23 protein-coding genes are annotated in these 22,871 nt (G+C 59.2%); 17 read left to right on the top strand and 6 right to left on the bottom strand.

Annotated features, from left to right (window positions below):
- Positions 1-2 precede the first annotated feature (2 nt).
- The 8 genes from CU102_RS10370 to CU102_RS10335 all read left to right on the top strand — a co-directional run bounded on the left by CU102_RS10370 (position 3) and on the right by CU102_RS10335 (position 8,128).
- On the top strand, positions 3-764 hold the full coding sequence (locus CU102_RS10370) for a rhomboid family intramembrane serine protease (protein WP_106711007.1): 762 nt from the start codon (positions 3-5) through the stop codon (positions 762-764).
- A 195-nt stretch (positions 765-959) separates the two neighbouring features.
- Entirely contained in the window at positions 960-1,709 is a 750-nt protein-coding gene (locus tag CU102_RS10365) for an electron transfer flavoprotein subunit beta/FixA family protein (RefSeq protein WP_106711006.1), read from the top strand.
- A gap of 23 nt (positions 1,710-1,732) precedes the next feature.
- A complete protein-coding gene (locus tag CU102_RS10360; RefSeq protein WP_106711005.1) occupies positions 1,733-2,662 on the top strand; it encodes an electron transfer flavoprotein subunit alpha/FixB family protein in 930 nt (309 codons plus the stop codon).
- 104 nt (positions 2,663-2,766) lie between these two features.
- A complete protein-coding gene (locus CU102_RS10355; RefSeq protein ID WP_106711004.1) occupies positions 2,767-3,648 on the top strand; it encodes a 3-hydroxybutyryl-CoA dehydrogenase in 882 nt (293 codons plus the stop codon).
- Between the two features lie 185 nt (positions 3,649-3,833).
- Positions 3,834-4,865 carry a TerC family protein gene (locus CU102_RS10350; protein ID WP_106711003.1) on the top strand — a complete coding sequence of 344 codons (1,032 nt, stop codon included), beginning with the start codon at positions 3,834-3,836 and terminating at the stop codon, positions 4,863-4,865.
- A 21-nt stretch (positions 4,866-4,886) separates the two neighbouring features.
- Positions 4,887-5,525, top strand: a complete 639-nt coding sequence (locus tag CU102_RS10345) for an exopolysaccharide biosynthesis protein (RefSeq protein ID WP_106711002.1) — start codon at positions 4,887-4,889, stop codon at positions 5,523-5,525.
- A gap of 5 nt (positions 5,526-5,530) precedes the next feature.
- Complete coding sequence (locus CU102_RS10340; RefSeq protein WP_106711001.1) at positions 5,531-6,007, top strand: YaiI/YqxD family protein; 477 nt, start codon at positions 5,531-5,533, stop codon at positions 6,005-6,007.
- Between the two features lie 186 nt (positions 6,008-6,193).
- Entirely contained in the window at positions 6,194-8,128 is a 1,935-nt protein-coding gene (locus CU102_RS10335) for a DEAD/DEAH box helicase (protein WP_106711000.1), read from the top strand.
- A gap of 58 nt (positions 8,129-8,186) precedes the next feature.
- Here the strand turns inward: CU102_RS10335 and tlpA are convergent, their stop codons facing one another.
- Complete coding sequence (tlpA, locus tag CU102_RS10330) at positions 8,187-8,867, bottom strand: thiol:disulfide interchange protein TlpA (protein ID WP_106710999.1); 681 nt, start codon at positions 8,865-8,867, stop codon at positions 8,187-8,189.
- 36 nt (positions 8,868-8,903) lie between these two features.
- Here tlpA and argH point away from each other — a divergent pair, with 36 nt between their 5' ends.
- The 4 genes from argH to CU102_RS10310 all read left to right on the top strand — a co-directional run bounded on the left by argH (position 8,904) and on the right by CU102_RS10310 (position 14,721).
- On the top strand, positions 8,904-10,304 hold the full coding sequence (argH, locus tag CU102_RS10325) for an argininosuccinate lyase (protein WP_106710998.1): 1,401 nt from the start codon (positions 8,904-8,906) through the stop codon (positions 10,302-10,304).
- A gap of 90 nt (positions 10,305-10,394) precedes the next feature.
- Positions 10,395-10,580 (top strand): LPS translocon maturation chaperone LptM, encoded by a 186-nt coding sequence (gene lptM, locus CU102_RS10320; protein WP_106710997.1) that lies wholly within the window; start codon positions 10,395-10,397, stop codon positions 10,578-10,580.
- Positions 10,581-10,591: 11 nt separating this feature from the next.
- Positions 10,592-11,857: a diaminopimelate decarboxylase gene (gene lysA / locus CU102_RS10315; protein WP_106710996.1), complete on the top strand. Its 1,266-nt coding sequence runs from the start codon at positions 10,592-10,594 to the stop codon at positions 11,855-11,857.
- 278 nt (positions 11,858-12,135) lie between these two features.
- Positions 12,136-14,721 (top strand): TIGR02302 family protein, encoded by a 2,586-nt coding sequence (locus CU102_RS10310; protein WP_106710995.1) that lies wholly within the window; start codon positions 12,136-12,138, stop codon positions 14,719-14,721.
- Between the two features lie 36 nt (positions 14,722-14,757).
- Here CU102_RS10310 and CU102_RS10305 read toward each other — a convergent pair whose 3' ends face one another.
- The 3 genes from CU102_RS10305 to CU102_RS10295 all read right to left on the bottom strand — a co-directional run bounded on the left by CU102_RS10305 (position 14,758) and on the right by CU102_RS10295 (position 16,578).
- Positions 14,758-15,408 (bottom strand): glutathione S-transferase family protein, encoded by a 651-nt coding sequence (locus CU102_RS10305; RefSeq protein ID WP_106710994.1) that lies wholly within the window; start codon positions 15,406-15,408, stop codon positions 14,758-14,760.
- A gap of 225 nt (positions 15,409-15,633) precedes the next feature.
- Positions 15,634-16,170 (bottom strand): hypoxanthine phosphoribosyltransferase, encoded by a 537-nt coding sequence (gene hpt, locus CU102_RS10300; RefSeq protein ID WP_106710993.1) that lies wholly within the window; start codon positions 16,168-16,170, stop codon positions 15,634-15,636.
- A gap of 90 nt (positions 16,171-16,260) precedes the next feature.
- Positions 16,261-16,578: a hypothetical protein gene (locus tag CU102_RS10295; RefSeq protein ID WP_106710992.1), complete on the bottom strand. Its 318-nt coding sequence runs from the start codon at positions 16,576-16,578 to the stop codon at positions 16,261-16,263.
- A gap of 206 nt (positions 16,579-16,784) precedes the next feature.
- Here CU102_RS10295 and ftsE point away from each other — a divergent pair, with 206 nt between their 5' ends.
- The 4 genes from ftsE to CU102_RS10275 all read left to right on the top strand — a co-directional run bounded on the left by ftsE (position 16,785) and on the right by CU102_RS10275 (position 20,121).
- Positions 16,785-17,408: a cell division ATP-binding protein FtsE gene (gene ftsE / locus CU102_RS10290; RefSeq protein WP_027231343.1), complete on the top strand. Its 624-nt coding sequence runs from the start codon at positions 16,785-16,787 to the stop codon at positions 17,406-17,408.
- Positions 17,401-18,399: a cell division protein FtsX gene (locus CU102_RS10285; protein ID WP_106710991.1), complete on the top strand. Its 999-nt coding sequence runs from the start codon at positions 17,401-17,403 to the stop codon at positions 18,397-18,399. Before ftsE ends, CU102_RS10285 begins: the two co-directional genes overlap by 8 nt.
- Positions 18,400-18,508: 109 nt before the next feature.
- Positions 18,509-19,210, top strand: coding sequence for a YdcF family protein (locus CU102_RS10280; RefSeq protein WP_245425281.1), 702 nt, complete (start codon positions 18,509-18,511; stop codon positions 19,208-19,210).
- Between the two features lie 125 nt (positions 19,211-19,335).
- Complete coding sequence (locus CU102_RS10275; RefSeq protein ID WP_106710990.1) at positions 19,336-20,121, top strand: lysophospholipid acyltransferase family protein; 786 nt, start codon at positions 19,336-19,338, stop codon at positions 20,119-20,121.
- A 27-nt stretch (positions 20,122-20,148) separates the two neighbouring features.
- Here the strand turns inward: CU102_RS10275 and CU102_RS10270 are convergent, their stop codons facing one another.
- The gene (locus tag CU102_RS10270) at positions 20,149-20,673 is read right to left on the bottom strand and encodes a gamma-glutamylcyclotransferase (protein WP_106710989.1); all 525 of its coding nucleotides are present in this window, start codon (positions 20,671-20,673) and stop codon (positions 20,149-20,151) included.
- A gap of 213 nt (positions 20,674-20,886) precedes the next feature.
- Between CU102_RS10270 and CU102_RS10265 the strand changes: the two genes are divergently transcribed.
- Entirely contained in the window at positions 20,887-21,906 is a 1,020-nt protein-coding gene (locus CU102_RS10265; protein ID WP_106710988.1) for a DUF2125 domain-containing protein, read from the top strand.
- On the opposite strand, the gene CU102_RS10260 is transcribed toward CU102_RS10265, so the two are convergent.
- A complete protein-coding gene (locus CU102_RS10260; protein ID WP_106710987.1) occupies positions 21,898-22,830 on the bottom strand; it encodes a prephenate/arogenate dehydrogenase family protein in 933 nt (310 codons plus the stop codon). The genes CU102_RS10265 and CU102_RS10260 overlap by 9 nt on opposite strands.
- Positions 22,831-22,871: the final 41 nt, after the last annotated feature.

Genomic DNA, 22,871 nt, shown 5'->3' with positions numbered 1-22,871 from the left:
CGATGTTCATTCCGTTGCATGACGCCAACAGTCTCAAATACATCAAGCTGCAATATGTGACGCTGTCACTGATCGCCATCAACGTGCTCGTGTTCGCCCTGATGAGCATCTCGGGCGACTACGCAAAAGCTGCTTCAATAGGACTTGGCTACATCCCTGCGGTGGTTCACGACCTGGCAGTCCTGCCTGCAAACTACGATTTCGTTCCACCGGACTGCACGTACATCACCTACGCGTTCCTGCATGCCGACATCTTCCATCTCGGCGGCAACATGCTGTTCCTCTGGGTGTTTGGCGACAATATCGAAGATGCGCTGGGACATATCAAATTCCTGATCTTCTATCTCCTCTGCGCCGCCGCGGGAGCGTTTCTGCATGGCGTGATCCTGCCCGATTCCGACGCGCCGCTGATCGGGGCCTCAGGGGCCATTGCCGGCATCGTCTCCGCCTATCTTCTGCTGCATCCGCGCGTGAAGGTCTGGGTGCTTGCTTTCGGACGCATTCCCTTCCGTATACCGGCGCTCTATCCGCTTGTGCTTTGGGTCGTGACGCAATTCGCAATGCTTGCATGGGGCGGTGACGAGCAAGTGTCGTGGCCGGCCCATATCGGCGGCATCATTGCCGGCAGCTTGCTCATCGTCATCTTCAAGCGCCGGAATGTGCCCCTGTTCGACCGCGCCATCGTTTCCCCGCGCGCCGTCGTCGTGGACAACCACCCCGAACCAGCGGCACCGGAAACAGGGCCCATCAAGTGGGGACGATAGGCTCCGGCCATTCAATCGGTTGAAGTTTCCATAAGACATGACTCGCGCATTGACCTTTACGTCAACCATAATTACGGTCCCGCGCAACTCAGACACCCATGTGTCGTTTTTTTCACCTCAATGTCGGCATCCGGCAAGCGGGTGCTATAATGAGGCAGTTAAATCTGCCTTTCGTTCATAGAGAGGGAGTCCCCCATGAAAGTCCTCGTACCGGTAAAGCGGGTAGTCGATTACAACGTGAAGATCAGGGTAAAAGGCGACGGCTCCGGCGTTGAACTTGCCAACGTGAAAATGTCGATGAACCCGTTCGACGAAATCGCGGTCGAGGAAGCTCTGCGTCTCAAGGAAGCCGGCAAGGTCGAGGAAGTGGTTGTCGTATCGATCGGACCTGCGCAGGCGCAGGAAACCATCCGCACTGCGCTCGCTATGGGTGCCGATCGAGGCATTCTCGTCAAGGTTGACGATATCGTCGAGCCGCTCGCTGTTGCCAAGATTTTGAAGGGCGTCGTTGACGCCGAACAGCCAAAGCTGGTCATCCTCGGCAAGCAGGCGATCGACGACGATGCCAACCAGACCGGCCAGATGCTTTCGGCCTTGCTCGGCTGGAGCCAGGGCACCTTCGCATCGAAGGTCGAACTCGGCGGCGACACTGCCAAGGTTACGCGCGAAGTCGACGGCGGCCTGCAGACCATCGAAATCAAGCTGCCGGCGATTGTCACCACCGACCTGCGCTTGAACCAGCCGCGCTATGCCTCGCTGCCGAACATCATGAAGGCCAAGAAGAAGCCGCTGGATGAAAAGACCGCTGCCGATTACGGCGTCGACACCAAGCCGCGCCTCAAGGTCATCAAGACCGAAGAGCCAGGTGGACGCAAGGCGGGCGTCAAGGTCAAGGATGTGGCTGAACTCGTCAGCAAGCTGAAGAACGAAGCCGGCGTTCTCTGATTTAAAGGATAAGGAATTTCACCATGGCTATTCTTCTTTTTGCCGAACATGACAATGAGACCCTTTCCGACCAGACCGCCAAGGCGCTGACGGCAGCGCTTGCCATCGGCCCAGACGTTCATGTTCTGGTGGCAGGCAAGGGCGCCAAGGGCGTCGCCGAGCAGGCTGCCAAGCTGGCGGGCGTCAAAAAGGTTCTCCTCGCCGACAGTCCGGATCTGGAAAACCGCCTTGCCGAGGCAAGCGCTGCGCTCATCGTTTCGCTCGCCGGCAATTATGACACGATCATTGCGGCGGCCACCACCAACGGCAAGAACATCCTGCCGCGCGTTGCTGCCCTGCTCGACGTGATGCAGGTCTCGGACATCATCGAGGTGATCTCGCCCGATACGTTCAAGCGCCCGATCTATGCCGGCAACGCCATCCAGACCGTGCAGGCGACTGACGCCAAGAAGGTGATCACCGTGCGCACCGCAACCTTCGCGGCCGCTGGTGAAGGTGGTTCGGCTTCCGTCGAGAATGTTTCAGCAGCCGCTGATCCAGGCCTGTCGAAGTTTGTTGAAGCCAAGCTGTCCGGCGGCGATCGTCCGGAACTGACGTCGGCCCGGATTATCATCTCCGGTGGCCGTGCGCTCGGCTCGAACGAGAAGTTCAAGGAAGTGATCCTTCCCGTTGCCGACAAGCTCGGCGCTGCCGTTGGTGCTTCGCGTGCTGCGGTGGACGCTGGCTACGCCCCGAACGACTGGCAGGTTGGCCAGACCGGCAAGGTCGTCGCTCCGGATCTTTACATCGCTGTCGGTATCTCCGGTGCGATCCAACATCTGGCCGGCATGAAGGACTCGAAAGTCATCGTCGCGATCAACAAGGACGAAGAAGCACCGATCTTCCAGGTGGCGGATTATGGCCTCGTCGGCGATCTCTTCGTCATCCTGCCGGAGCTTGAAAAAGCACTTTGAATCTAATTCCAGATTTGAAATGAAATTATCTGGCCGGGGTAGACGAACGCTACCCCGGCCATTTAGTTTGTGTGATATATGTAGCGAATGAACGGGATGGAAACATGGCTGGCACGATCAAGACCGTAGGCATTATTGGCGCAGGGCAGATGGGCTCGGGGATCGCTCACGTATGCGCCCTCGCCGGATACAATGTCTTGATGCATGACCAGTCGGCCGAACAGATCGAAAAGGGCATCGCCACCGTAAACGGCAACATGGCCAGGCAGGTTTCCCACGGCAAACTCGAGGATGCGCAGCGGGCGAAGGCCATGACTCACATTCGCCCCGCCCTCAGGATCGAAGACCTCGCTGGCGTTGACCTTGCGATCGAGGCAGCTACCGAAGACGAGACGATCAAGCGCAAGATCTTTTCCCAGCTCTGCCCCAACCTCAATCCGGAAGCGATCCTCGCCACAAACACATCGTCGATCTCGATCACGCGGCTGGCCGCGACCACGGACCGGCCGGAGCGTTTCATCGGCATTCACTTCATGAACCCTGTGCCGGTGATGAAGCTGGTCGAGCTCATTCGCGGTATTGCCACCGAGAACGTGACGTTCGAAACGGCCCGCGAATTCGTCTCTAGCCTCGACAAGACCATCACCGTCGCCGAAGATTTCCCGGCCTTCATTGTCAACCGCATCCTTCTGCCGATGATCAACGAAGCGATTTATGTGCTCTATGAAGGTGTCGGCTCGGTTGAGGCCATCGACACGGCGATGAAGCTTGGGGCCAATCATCCGATGGGACCGCTGCAACTTGCCGATTTCATTGGTCTCGACACTTGCCTGTCGATCATGCAGGTTCTCTATGACGGTCTGGCGGATTCGAAATACCGCCCCTGCCCGCTCTTGGTCAAATATGTCGAAGCCGGCTGGCTCGGACGCAAGGCGGGCCGCGGATTCTACGATTATCGCGGCGAGCATCCCGTTCCGACTCGCTGACGCATTGGCGCTGTTGCCGGCTTATCGTTTCAAATTTTTATTTCCAATCAAGCCCTTGCATTGCTCTCTGCCTCTCCCCAACTGAGGCAGAATTGCAGCACCGGGCCCCTCTGGCGGGAGTTACCGGCTCTCTCGTGATGTCGGAGCTGTAATCTTGAACCGATGCCGGCGGATCTTTTTTCAACATGGAGCTTCTGTTTATTGATGCCATGGGCAAGCCCCTGTGGATGTGGCTTGGCTTTCTAGCCCTCGTTCTCGTTCTTCTCGTCCTCGATCTGGGCGTTCTCAACCGTAAAAATCACGACATAGGCATGCGCCAGAGCCTTCTGCTCTCGGCCTTCTACATCAGTCTCGGCGTCGCCTTTGGCGGCTTCATCTGGTGGGAACTCGGCCAGGAGGCTGGGATGCAGTACCTCACCGGCTTCGTTGTCGAGAAGAGTCTCGCGATGGACAATATCTTCGTCATCGCCATGATCTTCGGCTATTTCGCCATTCCCAAGCAATTCCAGCACCGCGTTCTCGTCTACGGCATTCTTGGCGTCGTTATCCTTCGCGGCATCATGATCGCGGCAGGTGCTGCTATCGTCGAAGAGTATGAATGGGTCCTCTACCTCTTCGCTGCGTTCCTCATCATCACCGGCATTCGCATGTTGATGGCTGGGGACGAGGAATATGATGTCTCCGCCAATCCCGTCTTCAAATTCATGAGCAAGCGGTTCCGGGTCACGAAGGAACTTCATGGCTCGAGATTCATTGTCCGGAAAACCGATCCGCTGACGATGAAGCGGCAGACCTGGGTAACGCCCCTGTTGCTCGCTCTCGTGATGGTGGAGCTCGCTGATGTGATCTTTGCCGTCGATTCGATCCCGGCGATCTTCGCAATCACCACCGATCCCTATCTTGTCTTCACCTCCAACATCTTCGCCATTCTCGGCCTGCGCGCGCTCTATTTCGCCCTGGCCAGCCTGATCCATCGCTTCGTCTATCTGAAATATGCGCTGTCGCTGGTTCTGGTCTTCATCGGCGGAAAGATATTCGTCGCTGACGCTTTGGGACTGGCAAAGATTCCGCCAGTGTGGTCACTGTCGATCACGCTTGGTATCCTGGCTGCCGGTATTTTCAGTTCACTCTGGAAAACACGACATGAGCAGGAAGCGCCTGTATCATTGATCGATGCCCAACCGGCCTCTGGCGCCGAAACCACTGGAAAGGCATGATTCATCAAACCGGAGGACAAAATGAACGCTGATGGGACATCGCCCGACTGGGATCCCTCCGAATCCGGGGACACGCGGCGACTATCCAGCGTTCTTGTCCAACTCGGCGAAACGACGGCGGAGAGGATATCGCTCGACGATATTCTCTCCGCCCTCTCCGAGCGTAGTTTCGGAGCGCTGATGATCCTCTTTGCGGCGCTCAATCTGGTCCCTCTCTTGCCCGGGACCTCGACTATTTTTGGTATTCCGCTGGTGCTCGTATCGATCCAGATGCTGATCGGTCGCGAGGAACCGTGGTTTCCGGAATTCATGCGGCGGAAATCCATATCGGTCGAGAACTATCGCACCTTCCTTGAGAAATTCAAACCACTCCTCATGCGGTTCGAGAAGCTGGCGCGCCCGCGCTACTGGATCGTCCCTCAGGTCCTTATCGAGCGTGTCGTCAGCATCGTCGTCCTGCTGATGTCACTCATCGTGATCTTGCCCGTACCGCTGATCAATCAAATGCCGGCTCTCGCCATCGTCCTCCTTGCCATCGGTCTCGGCGAGCGGGATGGCGTCTGGCTCGGAACAGGCCTTCTTGCGGCTGCGCTTGCCGCAGGTATCGCTATCGGCCTTGCCGCGTCAGTTGGTCTCGCTGCCCTGCACATTTTTGGTTGAGAGACATGACTGAGCAGAAGAAAATCACCATCTATGTCGACGCCGACGCGTGCCCGGTCAAGGCCGAAACATACCGCGTTGCCGAGCGGTACGGCGTCAAGGTCTACGTTGTCTCGAATTCCTTCATGGCGATCCCGCGTGACCCGATGATCGAGCGCGTCATCGTCAGCGATGGCTTCGACGCCGCCGATGACTGGATCGCCGACCGCGTCTCGCGCGGCGACGTTGTGGTCACGGCCGACATCCCGCTTGCCAGCCGCTGTGTCAAAGCCGGAGCAGATGCCATTTCGCCAACGGGCCGTGCCTTCACCGAAAGCTCGATCGGCAACACGCTCGCCACCCGTAACCTCATGGACGAGCTGCGCTCTGCCGGACAGATCACCGGCGGTCCACGACCGTTTTCACCCAAGGATCGCTCGAGCTTTCTTTCCGCGCTCGACCTTGCGATCGTGCGGCTAAAACGTGCAGGTTTTGCTACCTGAGTTTGCCTGAGCGGGAATCACGCACAACGAATTTGCAAGGCTCCCCTGCACTGCCCCACGCCTCGCCGCCATTGACGAAATGAGCTATAACCTCTACGAGAGCGCAACAAAGCTATATGCGTGCCGCTCGTGCTCACTGAAGCCGAGCCCAAAACACCAGCCAAAGACTTAACTGAAAGTTAATTAATGACTATTTTCGATTCAATCGCTCCGGCGCTGTCCGGTGCACTGGCAGCCCGTGGGTATGAAACCTTGACGCCGGTGCAGACCGCCGTGCTGGCGCCTGAAGCGCGGGATGCGGACCTCCTGGTCTCGGCGCAGACCGGGTCCGGCAAGACGGTTGCATTCGGCATTGCCATTGCCCCGACCCTGCTTGATGGCGAGGACCGCTTCAATTCCATTGGCGCTCCCTACGCGCTGGTGATTGCCCCGACGCGCGAACTTGCACTGCAGGTACGGCGCGAGCTGGAGTGGCTTTACGAGCAGACCGGCGCACGCATCGCCTCCTGCGTTGGCGGCATGGACATGACCAAGGAACGCCGTGCGCTAAGCCAGGGCGCACACATCGTCGTCGGCACACCCGGCCGTCTGCGTGACCACATCACCCGCGGCTCACTCGACATGGCGGACCTGCGTGCAGTCGTTCTCGACGAAGCCGACGAGATGCTCGACCTCGGCTTCCGCGAAGACCTCGAATTCATTCTCGGCGAAGCGCCCGAAGACCGCCGTACATTGATGTTCTCGGCAACAGTGCCGAAACCCATCGCCCAGCTCGCCAAGCAGTTCCAGAACGATGCACTGCGCATTTCCGCGACAAACGACCGGGAACAGCACAGCGACATTGAATATCACATCATGCCGGTGGCGCCGCGCGAGCGCGAAAATGCCATTATCAATTCACTGCTCTTCTACGATGCGCAGAACACGATCATCTTCGGCTCGACCCGCGAGGCGGTAAAACACCTGACCAGCCGCCTCTCCAACCGCGGCTTCAACGTCGTATCATTGTCAGGCGAACTCAGCCAGGCCGAGCGCACCAATGCGCTGCAGGCCATGCGCGATGGCCGTGCCCGGGTCTGCGTTGCGACCGACGTTGCGGCACGCGGCATCGACCTGCCCAATCTCGACCTCGTCATTCACGCCGACCTGCCGAACAATTCCGAGACGCTGCTGCACCGCAGCGGCCGTACCGGTCGCGCGGGCCGCAAGGGCATCTGCGTATTGATCGTGCCGCCATCACGCCGCCGCACCGCCGAGCGCCTGCTGCAGGGCGCAAAGCTTGCAACGACCATGGTGCCACCGCCGGACGCTGCCGCAATCAACAAGCGCAACCACGACCGCATTCTCAACGATCCTTCGCTGACGGAAGTCGTCGGCGAAGATGAAGCAGCCCATGTAAAGGAACTGCTCGCCCTGCATTCAGCCGAACAGATCGCCGCCGCATATCTGCGCCAGCAGATGGCAGCGCGCCCTGCCCCGGAGGAACTGTCGTCGACGCCGTCGCACGTGCTTGAGCCAATGCGCGATACCGGCCGCAAGGGCCGCTTTGAAGACCGTCCGGAGCGCGGTGAACGCACACCGCGCGGCCGCATAGAAGATTTCGAGAGCGGCGCCTGGTTCTCCATCAGCGTCGGGCGCAAGCAGCGCGCCGAGCCGCGCTGGCTCCTGCCGCTGATCTGCAAGGCCGGTGACCTCACCAAGACCGATGTCGGCTCGATCAAAATCCTTGAGACTGAAACCCGTTTTGAGATCAGCGCCAGCAAGGCCGACGATTTCCTGGCACGGATCAAGCAGTTCGGTAGCGGCGAAAAGGGTGTGAACATTACCCGCAGCGATGGCCCCGGATTCTCCTCGCCCCGCCGCGAAGGCGGCGACTACAAGGGCAAGAAGAGCTTTGGCGAGAAGCGTGACTGGGATTCCGCCAAGCCCCGTTCCCGTGACGACAAGCCGAAATCCGACTGGTCAGCCAAGCCAGCCAAGGCAAAACCGGAAGGCTGGGCCACAGAAAAGCCTGAAAAACCGAAGAAAACACCAAAAGAACGCAAACCAGGTGAACTGCATGGCTTTGACAAGTACAAAGCCAAGAAGGCTCGGAAAGCCGCCGCGGGAGGAGCTGAGTAATTCAGCGCGTTCGCATAATCTAAAAAGGCTCCATCTCGCGATGGAGCTTTTTTTATGCCTAGTTCAAAGCCCTCGCCGCATCAATAAAGCGCGCGGCGTCGTCACTTCCCCAGTCCGCGGGGCCGTTCATCGCGGCGATCTGGCAGCCTTCCTTGTCGACCAGTATCGTCACAGGCAGGCCGAATGCCAGATTCTTGCGCTTCAGATCATTGAATACACCCATCGATGCATCCCGATAGAGCTCGAGCGATTTGACGCCGATCTCATCAAGGAACACCTTTGGCTTCGCATCGTCGCCCGTGTCGATATTGACGGCCACGACCTTGAAGTCGTCGCCGCCCTTCTTCGTCTGCAGAGCATCGAGCGCCGGCATTTCTTCGCGGCACGGCACGCACCAGGTTGCCCAGAGGTTGACGAGCAGCGTTTTGCCCTTGAAATCCTCGAGACGGACCGGCTTGCCGTCCGGCCCGTTGAAGGTCAGCGATGACAAGGACTGCGGCGCATCTGCGCCACGCATGGCAGCGACGGCCCCCATTGCGGCAGCATCGATCGCCTTGGCCGCATCGGCTTTGATTGCGCACTGGTCGGCCGGGTTTGTTCCCGCGACAATATTGCCAGAGGGCCGCTCCATCACGTATACCGCAAACGCACCGGCAACGATGCCCGCGAGACCGGCAAGGAGAATGATCTTCCTGCTTCCGTTGCGTGGCGATTTTTGTGTTTGGTTGCCGTCAGTCATTTCTACTCTCATCCTTCGCACCCAAGGCGCTATTCCATGTCCGACAAGAAGAACAGCAATGAAATGTGGGGAGGCCGCTTTGCCTCCGGTCCTGCCGCGATCATGGAAGAAATCAATGCTTCCATCGGCTTTGACCAGAAACTCTACGCCCAGGACATTCAGGGTTCGCTTGCCCATGCTGCCATGCTTGCGAAAACCGGCATAATCTCAGGCGACGACCACGACAAGATCGCAAGCGGCCTGAACACGATATTGTCAGAGATCGAAAGCGGAAAGTTCATTTTCTCACGCAAACTTGAAGACATTCACATGAATGTCGAATCGCGTCTGGCGGAACTCATCGGCGCATCCGCCGGCCGCCTGCATACCGCCCGGTCGCGCAACGACCAGGTGGCCGTGGATTTCCGCCTCTGGGTGAAGGCTGAATTCGAAAAGACCGCCAATGCGCTCAAGAACCTCATTGAAGCTTTTCTCAAGCGTGCGGAAGAGCATGCGGCAACGCTGATGCCGGGTTTCACGCATCTCCAGACGGCGCAGCCGGTCACTTTCGGCCACCACTGCATGGCCTATGTGGAAATGTTCGGCCGCGACCTTTCCCGCGTCAGGGATGCAATCAGGCGCATGGACGAATCGCCGCTCGGCGCGGCAGCACTGGCCGGAACCGGCTTCCCCATCGACCGGCACATGACAGCCAAGGCGCTCGGTTTCCGCGAACCGACCCGTAATTCGCTCGACAGCGTCTCTGATCGCGACTATGCGCTCGAGTTCCTTTCGACCGCCGCCATCACGGCGACGCATCTGTCGCGCCTCGCCGAGGAAATCGTCATCTGGTCCACGCCGCAATTCGGCTTCGTGCGCCTGTCGGATTCGTTCTCGACCGGCTCCTCGATCATGCCGCAGAAGAAGAATCCCGATGCGGCAGAGCTCGTGCGCGCCAAGACCGGCCGTATCACCGGGTCTCTCGTCGGCCTTTTGACGGTCATGAAGGGACTGCCGCTCACCTATTCCAAGGACATGCAGGAAGACAAGGAAGCGGTCTTCGACGCGGCCGAGACCCTCGAACTCGCCATCGCCGCCATGACCGGCATGGTCGGCGACATGACCATCAATACCGCGGCCATGAAAAAGGCTGCCGGTTCCGGTTATTCCACCGCGACCGATCTTGCCGACTGGCTCGTCCGCGAGCTCGGCCTGCCCTTCCGCGAGGCGCACCATGTGACCGGCCGCGCCGTCGCGCTCGCCGAGCAGAAAAAATGCGAACTCGGCAAACTGTCGCTAGAGGAGCTGCAGCAGATCTACCCAGGGATCACCGACGCGGTTTTCGGCTACCTCACCGTCGACAAATCGGTCCGCAGCCGCAGATCCTATGGCGGTACGGCACCGGGCGAGGTTCGCCGCCAGATCAGGTTCTGGCAAAAGCGCATCACAAAACTGTAAAGCTCAGGCTGGCTTGACGATGGGGGATGCAAACCGCTCCTCCTTACGCTAGACAGAAGATAAATATTTCGGACGACAGGATCAAACTCAATGACAAGCCGTTCTTTTCTGACGACAATTCTGATGGCGGTCGCGATTGCCGGCGCCGTTTCGGCCTGTGGCCGGAAAGGTCCGCTTGAACCGCCGCCGGCGTCTGTCACATCGACGCCTGGCGAGCCGAACCAGGCAACTCCGCCGGCTCCGGACAAGCGTTTCATTCTCGACCCGTTGATCTAGGCTGAATTTAAGTGAACCATTTCGACTACAGGGACGGCGTCCTTCACGCCGAGGGCGTCAGTATTCCCGACATCGCCAAGGTGGTCGGGACACCTTTCTATTGCTATTCCACCGCAACCATCGAGCGCCATTTCAAGGTCTTTTCAGCCGCCTTTGCAGAGATGGACGCACTGGTCTGCTACGCCCTCAAGGCAAACTCCAACCAGGCCGTGCTGAAAACACTGGCCCGCCTCGGTTCGGGCGCGGATGTTGTCTCCGAGGGAGAGTTGCGCAGGGCGCTTGCCGCAGGCATTCCCGCCAGCAAGATTGTCTTCTCCGGCGTCGGCAAGAAGCCGTCCGAAATGGATTATGCACTGGCCGCCGGCATTCACTGCTTCAACGTCGAATCCGAACCGGAGCTGGAACTCCTGTCCAGCCGGGCCGTGGCCGCGGGTAAGATCGCGCCTGTATCGCTGCGCATCAATCCCGATGTCGACGCAAAGACACACAAGAAGATTTCAACGGGGAAATCCGAGAACAAGTTCGGTATTCCACTGGCAAAGGCCAGCACGGTCTATGCCCGCGCCGCCGGGCTTCCCGGCCTCAAGATCGTCGGCGTCGACATGCACATCGGCAGCCAGATCACCGATCTCGAGCCGTTCGACAATGCCTTCAGGCTGCTCGCCGAATTGGTGGCCCAGCTCACGGCCGACGGCCACGACATCAAGCATGTCGATCTAGGCGGCGGGCTCGGCATTCCCTACCATTTCGACAACAATCCGCCGCCATTGCCTGATGCCTATGCGCAGATTGTCGCCAAGCACATCAAGCCGCTCGGCCTCAAGACCATCTTCGAGCCCGGCCGTCTCATCATCGGCAATGCCGGCATTCTCGTCACCGAGGTCATCTATCTCAAGGAAGGCGACGCCAGGAACTTCATCATCGTCGACGCGGCGATGAACGATCTCATCCGGCCGACGCTTTATGACGCCTTCCACACGATCCGCTCGGTCAAGGAGCCATCCGCCACCCACCCGCGCATTCGCGGTGATGTCGTCGGCCCGGTCTGCGAAACGGGTGACTATCTCGGTCTCGACCGCGATCTGCCCCGTCCTGCCCCGGGTGATCTCATCGCTATCGGAACGGCTGGTGCTTATGGTGCCGTCCAGGCCGGAACATACAACACGCGCCTCCTCGTCCCTGAGGTGCTGGTCAATGGCGACCGCTTTCACGTCGTGCGGGCAAGAACGAGCTATGAAGAACTGATCGGGCTCGATTCGGTGCCGGACTGGTTGTAGTGCCGTGGGTATCTCCCCCCTTACGTGATTCAGCACCTTAGCGTCAGCTAAGTGCTAGAAATCACAAGAGAGGGGATTTGGAACGCACGATCGCTGCCAGAGGTACGTGAGCACCGGAAGCACAGAAAATCGCGTCAAATGACCGCCGCATTAGAGTTTCAAGATGGTCTATTACACAAACCATTGATCGCAATTTTACCCCAAGGCCTCGCCTTTGCCACGATGAATGCTATTCTCGTATGAGGTCAACCCGTCGATGTTGGCGAGATGGAGTGCGTATGACCAGTCAACACCCCGACGAACGGGACGCTGAAAGGGTCAGGTTCGATATTTTCAGGAGTATCGATCGCCTCCGTTTGTCTGCCTGGTTGACGATTGCTCTTGAGCGCCTGTGGCCACTTTTGCTGCCTCTGCTGCTGGTCCTGGCGGCGTTTCTTTCCTTGTCCTGGTTCGGCGTCTTCCGGATAACTCCGGATTGGCTGCGGCTCATAGTGCTTGGACTATTCGCTCTTTCGGTCCCGGCATGCCTTTATCTTCTGCTGAGGTTCCACCTGCCGACGCACGCCGAGGTCAGCCAGCGGCTTGAAAACGTCAATATCCTCGATCACCAGCCGATCACCGTCCAATCGGAAGAGCTCGCCGCAAACACGGACGACCCGTTTGCGCAAGCGCTCTGGGACGAACATCGCAAGCGCATGGCCGAGCGTATCCGGAATTTGAAGAGCGGACTGCCGCAAACCCGTGTTGCGGAGCGCGATCCCTGGGCTTTGCGAGCCGTTATCGGCCTGCTTCTCTTCATTGCATTTGCCTTTGCTGAAGGACCACTGGGCGGCCGCGTCAGCGATGCCTTCCGCAGTCACGGCTCGTCCGATGCGATCCCGCCACGTATCGATGCCTGGGTAACGCCTCCGCGTTATACAGGGCGCGCGCCCGTCTTTTTGACATCGGCAGCCAACACTGAAGACAAGCAGTTCACCATTCCGCAGGACAGCACGCTTGTCATCCGCATTATAGGTGGCAGCGGAAATGAGACAGCCGCACTGGCTCCCAGCAATGGCGAAGCGACCGATTTTGCCCCCGTAAAGGAAGGGGGCGCGACAGAAGACCCGGCAGCGGCCAAACGCAAGCCTCGAAACTTTGAAGCCCGTCTCAGCGCCGACAGCACCGTTACGCTTTATGATAATGGCTCCACGCTTTCCGAATGGTCCTTTGCGGTCATTCCCGACCAGCCGCCCTCGATCCGCTTCACCAAGGATCCCTCCAGCGCCATCAATGGCACCATGGAAGTGTTCTACGAACTGAAGGATGACTATGGCGCGGCCGGCGCCCTTGCCAAGATAGAGCAGGCCATGGCGCCCGCCGACAAGGCTGCGCGGCCACTCTATGCTGCTCCGGATTTGCCCCTTTCCCTGCCGAGACGCGGCGATCAGCCCAAGGAGATAAAGACCACCAAGGATCTCACCGAGCATCCTTGGGCAGGTTCGGAAATCCATATGACGCTTGTCGCGACCGACGACGCGAAGCAGGACGCACGAAGCGAGACAAAAACCCTGGTCATGCCTGAACGGCCCTTCGCCAACCCGCTGGCGCGCGCTGTTGTTGAACAGCGGCGTATTCTGGCGCTGAATGCCAATGCAAAGCCGGATGTGTTGAACACGATCGATGGCCTGACGATCTGGCCGGAGGAGACGATCAAGAACGCCTCCCACTACCTAGCATTGCGCAGTATTCGCTCGCGTCTCAATCTCGCTCGCAGCGACGACCAGCTGCGCGACGTTGTATCCTATATGTGGCAAGTCGCCCGCGGCATCGAGGATGGCGCCCTTTCCGATGCCGAACGCCGCCTGCGCCAGGCACAGGAAGCGTTGAAACAGGCGCTCGAACGCGGTGCGAGCCCGGAGGAAATCGAAAAACTGATGGCCGAACTGCGCAAGGCCATGAACGAGTATTTGCGCGAATTTGCCGAAAGAGCGCAGAAGAATCCGAACATGGCGCAGGCACCGGATCCCAACGCCCAGGAACTGCGCCAGGAGGACATTGACCGCATGCTCGACCAGATCGAGGATCTGGCCAAGCAGGGCGCGCGCGATCAGGCCCAACAGCTGCTGTCCGAACTCGAAAACATGATGAACAATCTGCAGATGGGGCAGCAGCAAGGTCAAAACCAGCAAGGCCGCCAGATGCGGCAGCAGATGGACAAGCTCGGCGAACTGATGCGGCGCCAGCAGGACATGATGAACCAGACCCACAGGCTCGAACAGCAGCGCCAGAACGGCATGCAGCAGGATTACGGCCAGCAAGGTCAGCAAGGCCAACAAGGTCAGGAGGGTCAGCAGGGTCAGGATGGCCAGCAGGGGCAGATGTCCGAAGAGGATATCGCCAAGGCATTGCGCGGGCTGCAGGAAGGCCAGAACCAGCTCCAGTCAGACCTTGAGCAGATGATGAAGGATCTACGCGGCCTCGGCATCAATCCCGGCAAGGATTTCGGCGAAGCGGGCGAGTCCATGGGTGAAGCCGGGAAATCGCTCGGCGAAGCCGATGGTGGTCAGGCCCTCGACCAGCAGAGCAATGCGCTCGATGCGCTGCGCCGCGGCGGTCAGGACATGATGAAACAGATGCAGCAGGCAATGGGCCAGGAGGGCCAGACCGGACGCCGTAACGGGCAGCAGAACAGCCGTCAGGACCCGCTTGGCCGTCCGCAGCGAAGCGGCGATCCGGAATTCTTCAGCAAGGACATGCTGCCCGGCGAAATCGACATCCAGCGGGCGCGCCAGATCCTCGAAGAAATCCGCCGCCGCCTCGGCAACGCGCTCAGCCCGCAGATGGAGAAAGACTATCTGGAGCGGCTATTGAAGTTTGATTGAGCCGGACCGCCGGTTTTCTCCCAGAGCCGACCTTTGTCAGCCGGTCGATGCGGCGGAGAAAACCACTAACTGAGCGTCGAAAGCACGCTTGTATGCGGGCCGCGCTTTGCCGCGGGCGACATAGGCAGAGAGGTTCGGATATTCCTCCAATATGCCCGATCCGTCCAACCTGCGCAGCACCAACACCATTAGCAGGTCACCGGCGCTGAACTCGCCGTCGAGCCAGTCGGCATCGCCAAGCCGACCGGAGAGTTGATCCAGCCGGTCGCGGACGCGATCCTCGAGGATAGGCAGGCGTTCCTCGTGCCAGGTTTTGTCGCGCTCCAGGTACGAGGCCAATTCGCGCTCAACGATCGGCGGCTCCACCGTATTGAGCGCGGCAAACATCCATGTGATCGCGCGCGCCCGGGCATTCGTATCGTCCGGCAGCAGACCCACATAGCGCTCCGCGATATGGAACACGATCGCCCCCGACTCGAACAGGGTCAGATCGCCATCTTCATAGGTTGGAATCTGCCCGAAAGGTTGAAGCGCGAGATGCGCGGGTTCCTTCATCGCTTTAAACGAAAGAAGACGAACGTCGTAAGGCTGGCCCACTTCTTCGAACGCCCAGCGAACGCGCATGTCACGCGCCAGACCCTTGCCGCCATCGGGCGACCGTTCAAAGGCGGTAATTGTGATAGTCATCGCTGTTCTCCATAGCTTGTCCGTCTTGAAGACGATTGGCTAAACGAGATTCCGACACCCCATGCTCGAGATAATCCTCGCGGTCAGTTCAAATACAGCTCAAGGGACGCTTTCCTGCTGCTGTTGATCGTCAGGTTTCTCCGCATAGCTGACCTTAAGTCGCTAAATCCAGGAAAATCCTTTCTCTCCCACAAGGGGAGAGATAAACGACATCGCGCCCCGGACCTATTCCGTCACCACACCCACATAGGGCAATTGCCGGAACGAATGGCCGACATCCATGCCATAGCCGACGACAAAATAGTCGGGGCACTCGAAGCCTTTGAAATCCGCTTCGATGTCGGTCTTGCGCTTCACGCTCTTGTCGAGGAGAACCGCGATGGAAACGCTGCGGGCACCGCGCTCCAGCATCAGTTCGCGGGTGAATTTCAGCGTCTTGCCGGATTCAAGGATGTCGTCAATAAGAAGCACATCGCGACCATGGACATCGCTGTCGATGTCACGAAGCAGACGGACCTCGCCGCTTTCCGTGCCCTTGCCGTAACTTGAAACGGTGATGAACTCGACATCGGGTTCCGCTCCGGCATCATGCATGGCGCGGATGAGATCTGCGGCGAAAATGAACGACCCCTTGAGAATCGAGATCACCAGCAGATTCTCGAAATTGCGGGCGACAATCCCCTTGGCAAGTTCAAGGTTGCGATCGGCAATCGTCTGCGCGCTGAAGAGAACCTCGATGTTTTTTCCGCCAACCTTGGGCATGCATGTATTCCTGATTATGGATAGAAGAGGCTGCTATAGCCCGATCTGCATGGCAAAAGCAAAAGCTGATCGCCGAACAGAGCAAAAGTTCTAGTGCGAAAATAGCACGTAGCCGCCACTGATCCAGAACGCCGAAGCCGCCGCCAGCGCCACCAGGAACCAGTATCCGAAACCCGGGAACCTGCCTTGAGACCGGTCAGGCCGTTGAAGAATTGCGATCCCATCATCCACTGGCAACGATTGCATGGGCGGTCGAACCGGGGTGCGATCAACTGCTCCGCTTGGCGTCGGACTCGCCGGAGCGATCACGGTTTCAAAATGAATCTCCTCGGCAACGCCCCTGTTGAAGGTCGTCGCACCAAGAAAATCCATGTCGTTTTCGCCAATCAATGGCCTGAATTGCGTCATTGCACGCTTTTCCGCTCATCCCGCCATGTTGCAGTCATGTTCCTCCGAATCATGGCGCAAGGTTACTGCACAAAAATTAACGGTTCGGCGGCCGTCTGACCGTGATTGACGGTGGCCAAACCTGTCCGCGCTGAATAAAACACGCGTAGACCAAAATCTGGAAGTTACGCTTGATTCGTTTTGAGAATGTCGGTTTGCGCTATGGGATGGGCCCGGAGGTTCTGCGTGATGTCAGCCTCCACATTTCACCGCGATCATTCCAGTTCCTGACCGGCCCCTCGGGCGCCGGCAAGACCTCCTTGCTGCGCCTGCTATTCATGACGCTGAAGCCGACACGCGGCCTGATCACCGTCTTCGGCAAGGACATTGCGACGATCTCGTCCAAGGAAATGCCGCTGCTTCGCCGCCGTATCGGTGTTGTTTTCCAGGATTTCCGCCTGCTTGATCACATGACAACCTACCAGAACGTGGCGCTCCCGCTCCGTGTGCGCGGCAAGGAAGAGGCGACCTACCGCGCCGAGGTCGAGGAACTGCTGCACTGGGTCGGGCTCGGCGAGCGCATGCACGTCCTGCCGCCTGTCCTGTCCGGCGGTGAGAAGCAGCGCGCCGCCATTGCCCGCGCCTTGATCGACCAGCCGGAAATCCTGCTTGCGGACGAGCCGACAGGCAATGTCGATCCGCCGCTGGCAAGGCGCCTGCTTCGGCTATTCGGCGAGCTCAATCGTTCCGGCACTGCAGTGGTCATCGCGACGCACGACCTGACCCTCATGGACCAGATCAATGCGCGGCGCATGATCCTCGATCAGGGGAGGCTCGATATCTATGATTGATGCCGACCGCCTCAAGGAACAGGCGCTGGTGCTGATTGACAGGGCCATCGGGCTTGTGCGCGGCAACAGCAGCCAGGCGCCGATCGTTCCGGCCGGCAATGTCGTCGGCCATGCGCTGATGATCGTCATCGCCATCATGACATTCCTCGCCTGCCTGACCATCGGCGCCGTCAGCCTGGTGCAATCGACGGCAGCAACCTGGCAGAGCCAGATTTCGACCGAGGCAACCATCCAGATCCGGCCCGTCGAAGGCCAGGACATGGAGGCGCTGCTGAACCAGGCGAGCACGATCGCGCAGGGCTTTTCCGGCGTGATATCCACGCGGATCATCGACCGCGCAGCAACAGCCCGGCTTCTCGAACCCTGGCTCGGTACCGGCCTCGATATCGATGAGCTTCCGGTGCCGCGCCTCGTCGTCGTTACGCTCGACGAAGCTTCGCCGCCGGATTTCGCCGCCATTCGCAGCGCACTCGTCAAGGACGTACCCGGCGCAAGCTTCGACGATCACCGCACCTGGGTCGACCGGCTGGTCTCGATGGCGCGTTCGACCGTGCTCATCGGCATGGCGGTGCTCGGTCTCGTCATTGCCGCGACGGTTCTGACGGTGATCTTCGCGACCCGCGGTGCGATGGCCGGCAATGAACACATCATCGAGGTGCTGCATTTCATCGGCGCGGAACAGAAATTCGTCGCGCGCCAGTTCGAGCGGCACTTCTTCTGGACGGCGTTGAAGGGCGCGCTCTGCGGCGGCGCCCTGGCGATGATCATTTTCCTCGGCTTCGCCTGGTGGTCCTCGCGCAATCTTGCAACGCCGGAAGCTGACCAGGCGACAGCGCTCTTCGGCAATTTTTCCATCGGGTCAGGCGGCTATTCCGGCGTGGTCCTGATCATACTGGCGGTCAGTGTGCTGACCATGATTACAACACGAATGACAGTCATAGCGCATCTGAGGCAAGTGGACGGACGGACGGGCGACAGTCACGAAAATTAAACTCGTTCTATTTATTTTGAATCCATGGATTTTACGAAGCCCCGGCTGTTTAACCCACTCAAGAAAAACGAGCCACAAGTAAGGCGATTTGCGACGCGGAATGAACGGGTTGAACGATAGCAACGGCAAGTCAGACAACGGCGATGAGGGCCGCGGTGGACGGGCGATGGCGTTCATCCGCAAGCGAATCGTGCTGCCCCTGTTCATTCTCTGCGTGATCTCGCTGGGCCTGTTCCTCGGCGGCTTCATCGTCTTCAGCGATCACGTCAGCACTCTGCAAGCCCCGGACCTGACCGTGCCCGCGGATGGCATCGTTGTCCTCACTGGCGGCTATTCCCGTATCGAAGGGGCGCTTGAACTTCTCAAGAACAAGCGTGGCGAGCGGCTGTTCATCAGCGGCGTCCATGCCTCCACCAACCGCAATGAACTGCAGCGCGTCACCGGCGGCGACGCTACGCTGTTCGAATGCTGTGTTGATATCGACCGGTCGGCGCTGGATACGGTGGGCAATGCTGCCGAGAGCGTCAAATGGGCCAATGCCAACCACTACAAGCGGATTATCGTCGTCACCAATAATTATCACATCCCGAGGACGATGTTTGAACTCCAGCGCGCGTCCCGCGACATCGAGTTCATTCCCTATCCCATCACCAACACGAACCTGCGCGACGGCAACTGGATCACCCGGGGCCTGGTGGTGCGTGTCCTGCTCGTCGAATACGTCAAATATGTCGGCGCCATCATCCGGTACCAGCTTCCTGCCCGCCTGTCCGATGTCACGACATCCCTGCTGCACAGGATCAAGGGATAGGTCGCAGAAAATCACGTCAGATGGCCACCCCGTAGAGTTTCAAAACGGGCTCTTATCCAGTTCACGCCACGTCCCATATAGTATAACCAAGGCCGCAGGCCATTCGATGTCATTCCGGGACCCTCATGACGATCATCCGATCACTCGCCTTCAACACGGCATTCTACCTCAACCTGATCATCCAGATGATCATCTTCACCCCCTATTATTTTCTGAGCCCGCGCAAACAAGCGTGGAGCGTTCCGAAGAACTGGGCAAAATCCAATCTTTGGCTGCAAAAGCTGATTGCCGGCACCGACCATCACATAGACGGCCTCGAGAATATTCCGGACGGGCCCTATATCTGCGCCGCCAAGCACCAGTCATTTTGGGACACCTATGCGTTCCTTCCCCACATCGCCGACCCGGTCTATATCCTCAAGCGCGAACTGACCTGGATTCCGCTGTTCGGCTGGTACATCCAGAAGATGCGGATGGTGCCGATCGATCGCGGCAAACGCTCCGCCGCCATGAAGACCGCCGTGGCCGGTGCCCGTCACGCGGTTGCCCAGAACAGGCAGTTGATGATTTATCCCGAAGGCACCCGTACGGCTCCCGGGGCACCGCCGCGCTACAAATATGGCGTCGCGCATATCTATGGGGAACTCGGCATCCCGGTCGTGCCCATTGCCCATAATGCGGGGCTCTATTGGCCGCGGCGCATGTTCATGCGCTATCCGGGGACCATCCGCTGCCGCATCCTGCCACCGATCCAGCCCGGCCTCGACAACGATACCTTCCTGAAGGAACTCGAAAGGGTGACCGAGGCGGCCTGCGACGAACTCCTGATCGAGGCGGCAAAATCGGACAATCCACCGCCCATGCCACCCACGGCCGTCAACCGGCTACGGGAACTCGACGTCAGCGTTTAGATAAGGAAGCCCCCTCCCTGCTGCTTCCTAACCGCCCCCGTCAACTGCGGCCGCCACCGCTTCCATCCAGTGGTCGCGGATGTTCATCTTGCGCATATGGTCGAGCGTGTTGTGGACATAGTCTTCGTTGCGCCCGGACTGGCCGACCGAGCCGCGCACGGCGGTTGCCGCATCGCTCACCGACAGCGTGCCGGCATATTGCACATGGTTGCGGTCGACAACGTAGGTCAGGGCATCGACCTTGCGTCCGTCCTCCAGCCGGATGCCAAGCCGCCGCTCCAGATAGACGTGCGTGACCAGTTCCCGCGCCCGCAAATAAGCAACCACCTCATCCTCAAGATCGCCCGGCACTCGAAACGCCATGCCGAGGCAGGACCCGCCACGGTCGAGCCCGAGCACGAGGCCAGGCCGTTCCGGCGTTCCGCGATGCACATAGGAGCGCACGCAAAGTGCACGCCGATAGCCATGCAGACGGGCGTGCATCGTCTCCAAATGTGCAAAGCCCGGCTTCCACATCAAAGAGCCGTAGCCAAAGACCCAAAAATCGCCCATATCCGTCCTGATAGCAGTTGTGAACTGTGAGAGCCCGTTTTGAAAAGTCGCTGCTGCGGTGAGGCATATGGCGTGGTTTTCGAGAACCGGAGCGCACGTACTTAGAGTACGTGAGCACCGGAAGCGCCGAAAACCGCGTCAGATGACCGCCGCAGTAGAGTTTGCAACCGGGCTCTGAAGCATCTTCCCCTGATCGATAGCGAGAGCCGGACCATGCCGTCAAGCACCCCTGAATCCAGCAACAAGCGCGGACGCCTTTTGAAATATCTCATCGGTGGACTCGTTCTGCTTGGCGCGCTCTATACCGGCGGCTGGTATTATCTGGCTAATGAACTGCAAACACGCGTTGCAACGAATATCGCTGCCTTCAAGGAAAAGGGCATCGACGCCACCTGTGAGAATGCGACGGCGAGCGGCTATCCATTGCGGGTTGGGCTCGATTGTACACGCGTTGGTTGGGCCGATCCGGCAAAGAACCTTTCCGTTACCGCCGGCACCTTTCGTTCAGCGGCACAGGTCTACGACCCGATGCAGATTGTCAGCCGCATCGATGGCCCTGCCGCCATTGATGTACCCGGCGTGATGCCGCTCGACGCCAAATGGGGAAATCTCACTTCCAGCATTCGCTTGGACAAACCGCTCCCCAAGCAGATATCGATCGAGGGCAGCAATTTCATCGTCAACCAGCGCGATGCGGCGCCGGGTGCCGTACCGATCGCCGTGGTACAGGACGGCGAACTGCACTTCAGCACCACCGAACCGCAAATGGATGTCGCCCTTTCGTTCAACAAGCTGAAAATCGCCGACAATCTCATCGACAACCGGTCCCTGCCCGAATTGACCGGCGCGGCGGACGTTCAACTTGCCAACGGATTTGCGCTGCTTGGCAAGCCCGAACGGGATCTGACAGTATTGCGCGGCCAATCCGGCACCTTGCGCAAAGTCGATCTGGCATTTGCGGACGGTAGCGGTATCGCCATTTCAGGACCATTCTCGATCGGCGATGACGGGCGCATCAGCGGCGACTTCAAGGTGACGATGCGCAATCCGGAAGGCGTTGCCACCGCGCTTCAGGGTATCTTCCCGGAAGCCGGCAACACCATCGCTTCGGTGCTCCAGGCGATGGCATTTGTACCGAAGGACGAAACCGGAGCACCCACACTGCCGATCACCGCCCGGAACGGCAAGATGAAAATCGGCTTCATCAGTATCGGCAGACTGCCGTCACTTTGACGGCTGGCTAGCCTTCTGACGACCGAAGTCCGGTGCATCCACTTCCTGACCTGCATCGATGATGCCGCGGCGAACGGCGCGCGTCCGGGTGAACAGGTCGAACAGCGCATCGCCGTCGCCCCAGCGAACCGAGCGCTGCAAGGACGCGAGATCTTCCGAAAACCGCGCCAGCATTTCAAGGATGGCTTCCTTGTTGTGCAGGCAGACATCGCGCCACATCGTCGGGTCCGATGCGGCCAGGCGGGTGAAATCGCGGAAACCCGAAGCCGAATATTTGATGACTTCGGAGTTCGTCACTTCCTCGAGATCGCTCGCCGTCCCAACGATATTGTAGGCGATGAGATGCGGCAGGTGCGAGACGATGGCGAGAACGCGGTCATGATGGACCGGGTCCATCGTATCGAGCCGGGAACCGCACGCCTGCCAGAATTTCGTCAGACGCTCCACAGCGGCGGGATCGGTACCTTCCAGCGGCGTCAGGATGCACCAGCGATTGGCGAAGAGTTCGGCAAAGCCGGCATCCGGACCGGAATACTCCGTACCGGCGAGCGGGTGGCCGGGGATGAAGTGCACATTGGCGGGCAGTTCCGGCTGCATCTGCGCAATGACCGAGCCTTTGGTGGAGCCGACATCGGTTACGATGGCGCCAGGTTTCAGCGAACCGGCAATCTGCTTGGCAATAGCACCTGACGAGCCGACCGGTACCGAGACGATGACGAGATCGGCATCCTTCACCGCCTCGGCGCTGTCGAGCGTGTAGCTGTCGCCGAGGCCAAGCTTCTTCGCCCGCGCAAGTGTGCTTTCACTGCGGGTGGAAATGACGATCTTGTCGGCGAGACCCTCGCGTTTGATGACACGGGCCAGCGACGAACCGATAAGGCCGATGCCGATCAGTGCAATTGTATCGAAATGGATATTGGACATGTTTCTATGACCTGTGACTGCGCTGAGATTCGCACCATGAC

It is taken from the genome of Phyllobacterium brassicacearum (genome assembly GCF_003010955.1).
GTDB lineage: Bacteria > Pseudomonadota > Alphaproteobacteria > Rhizobiales > Rhizobiaceae > Phyllobacterium > Phyllobacterium brassicacearum.
The sequence above is the reverse complement of the archived record's forward strand: the minus strand, read 5'-3'. Positions and strand labels throughout refer to the sequence as shown.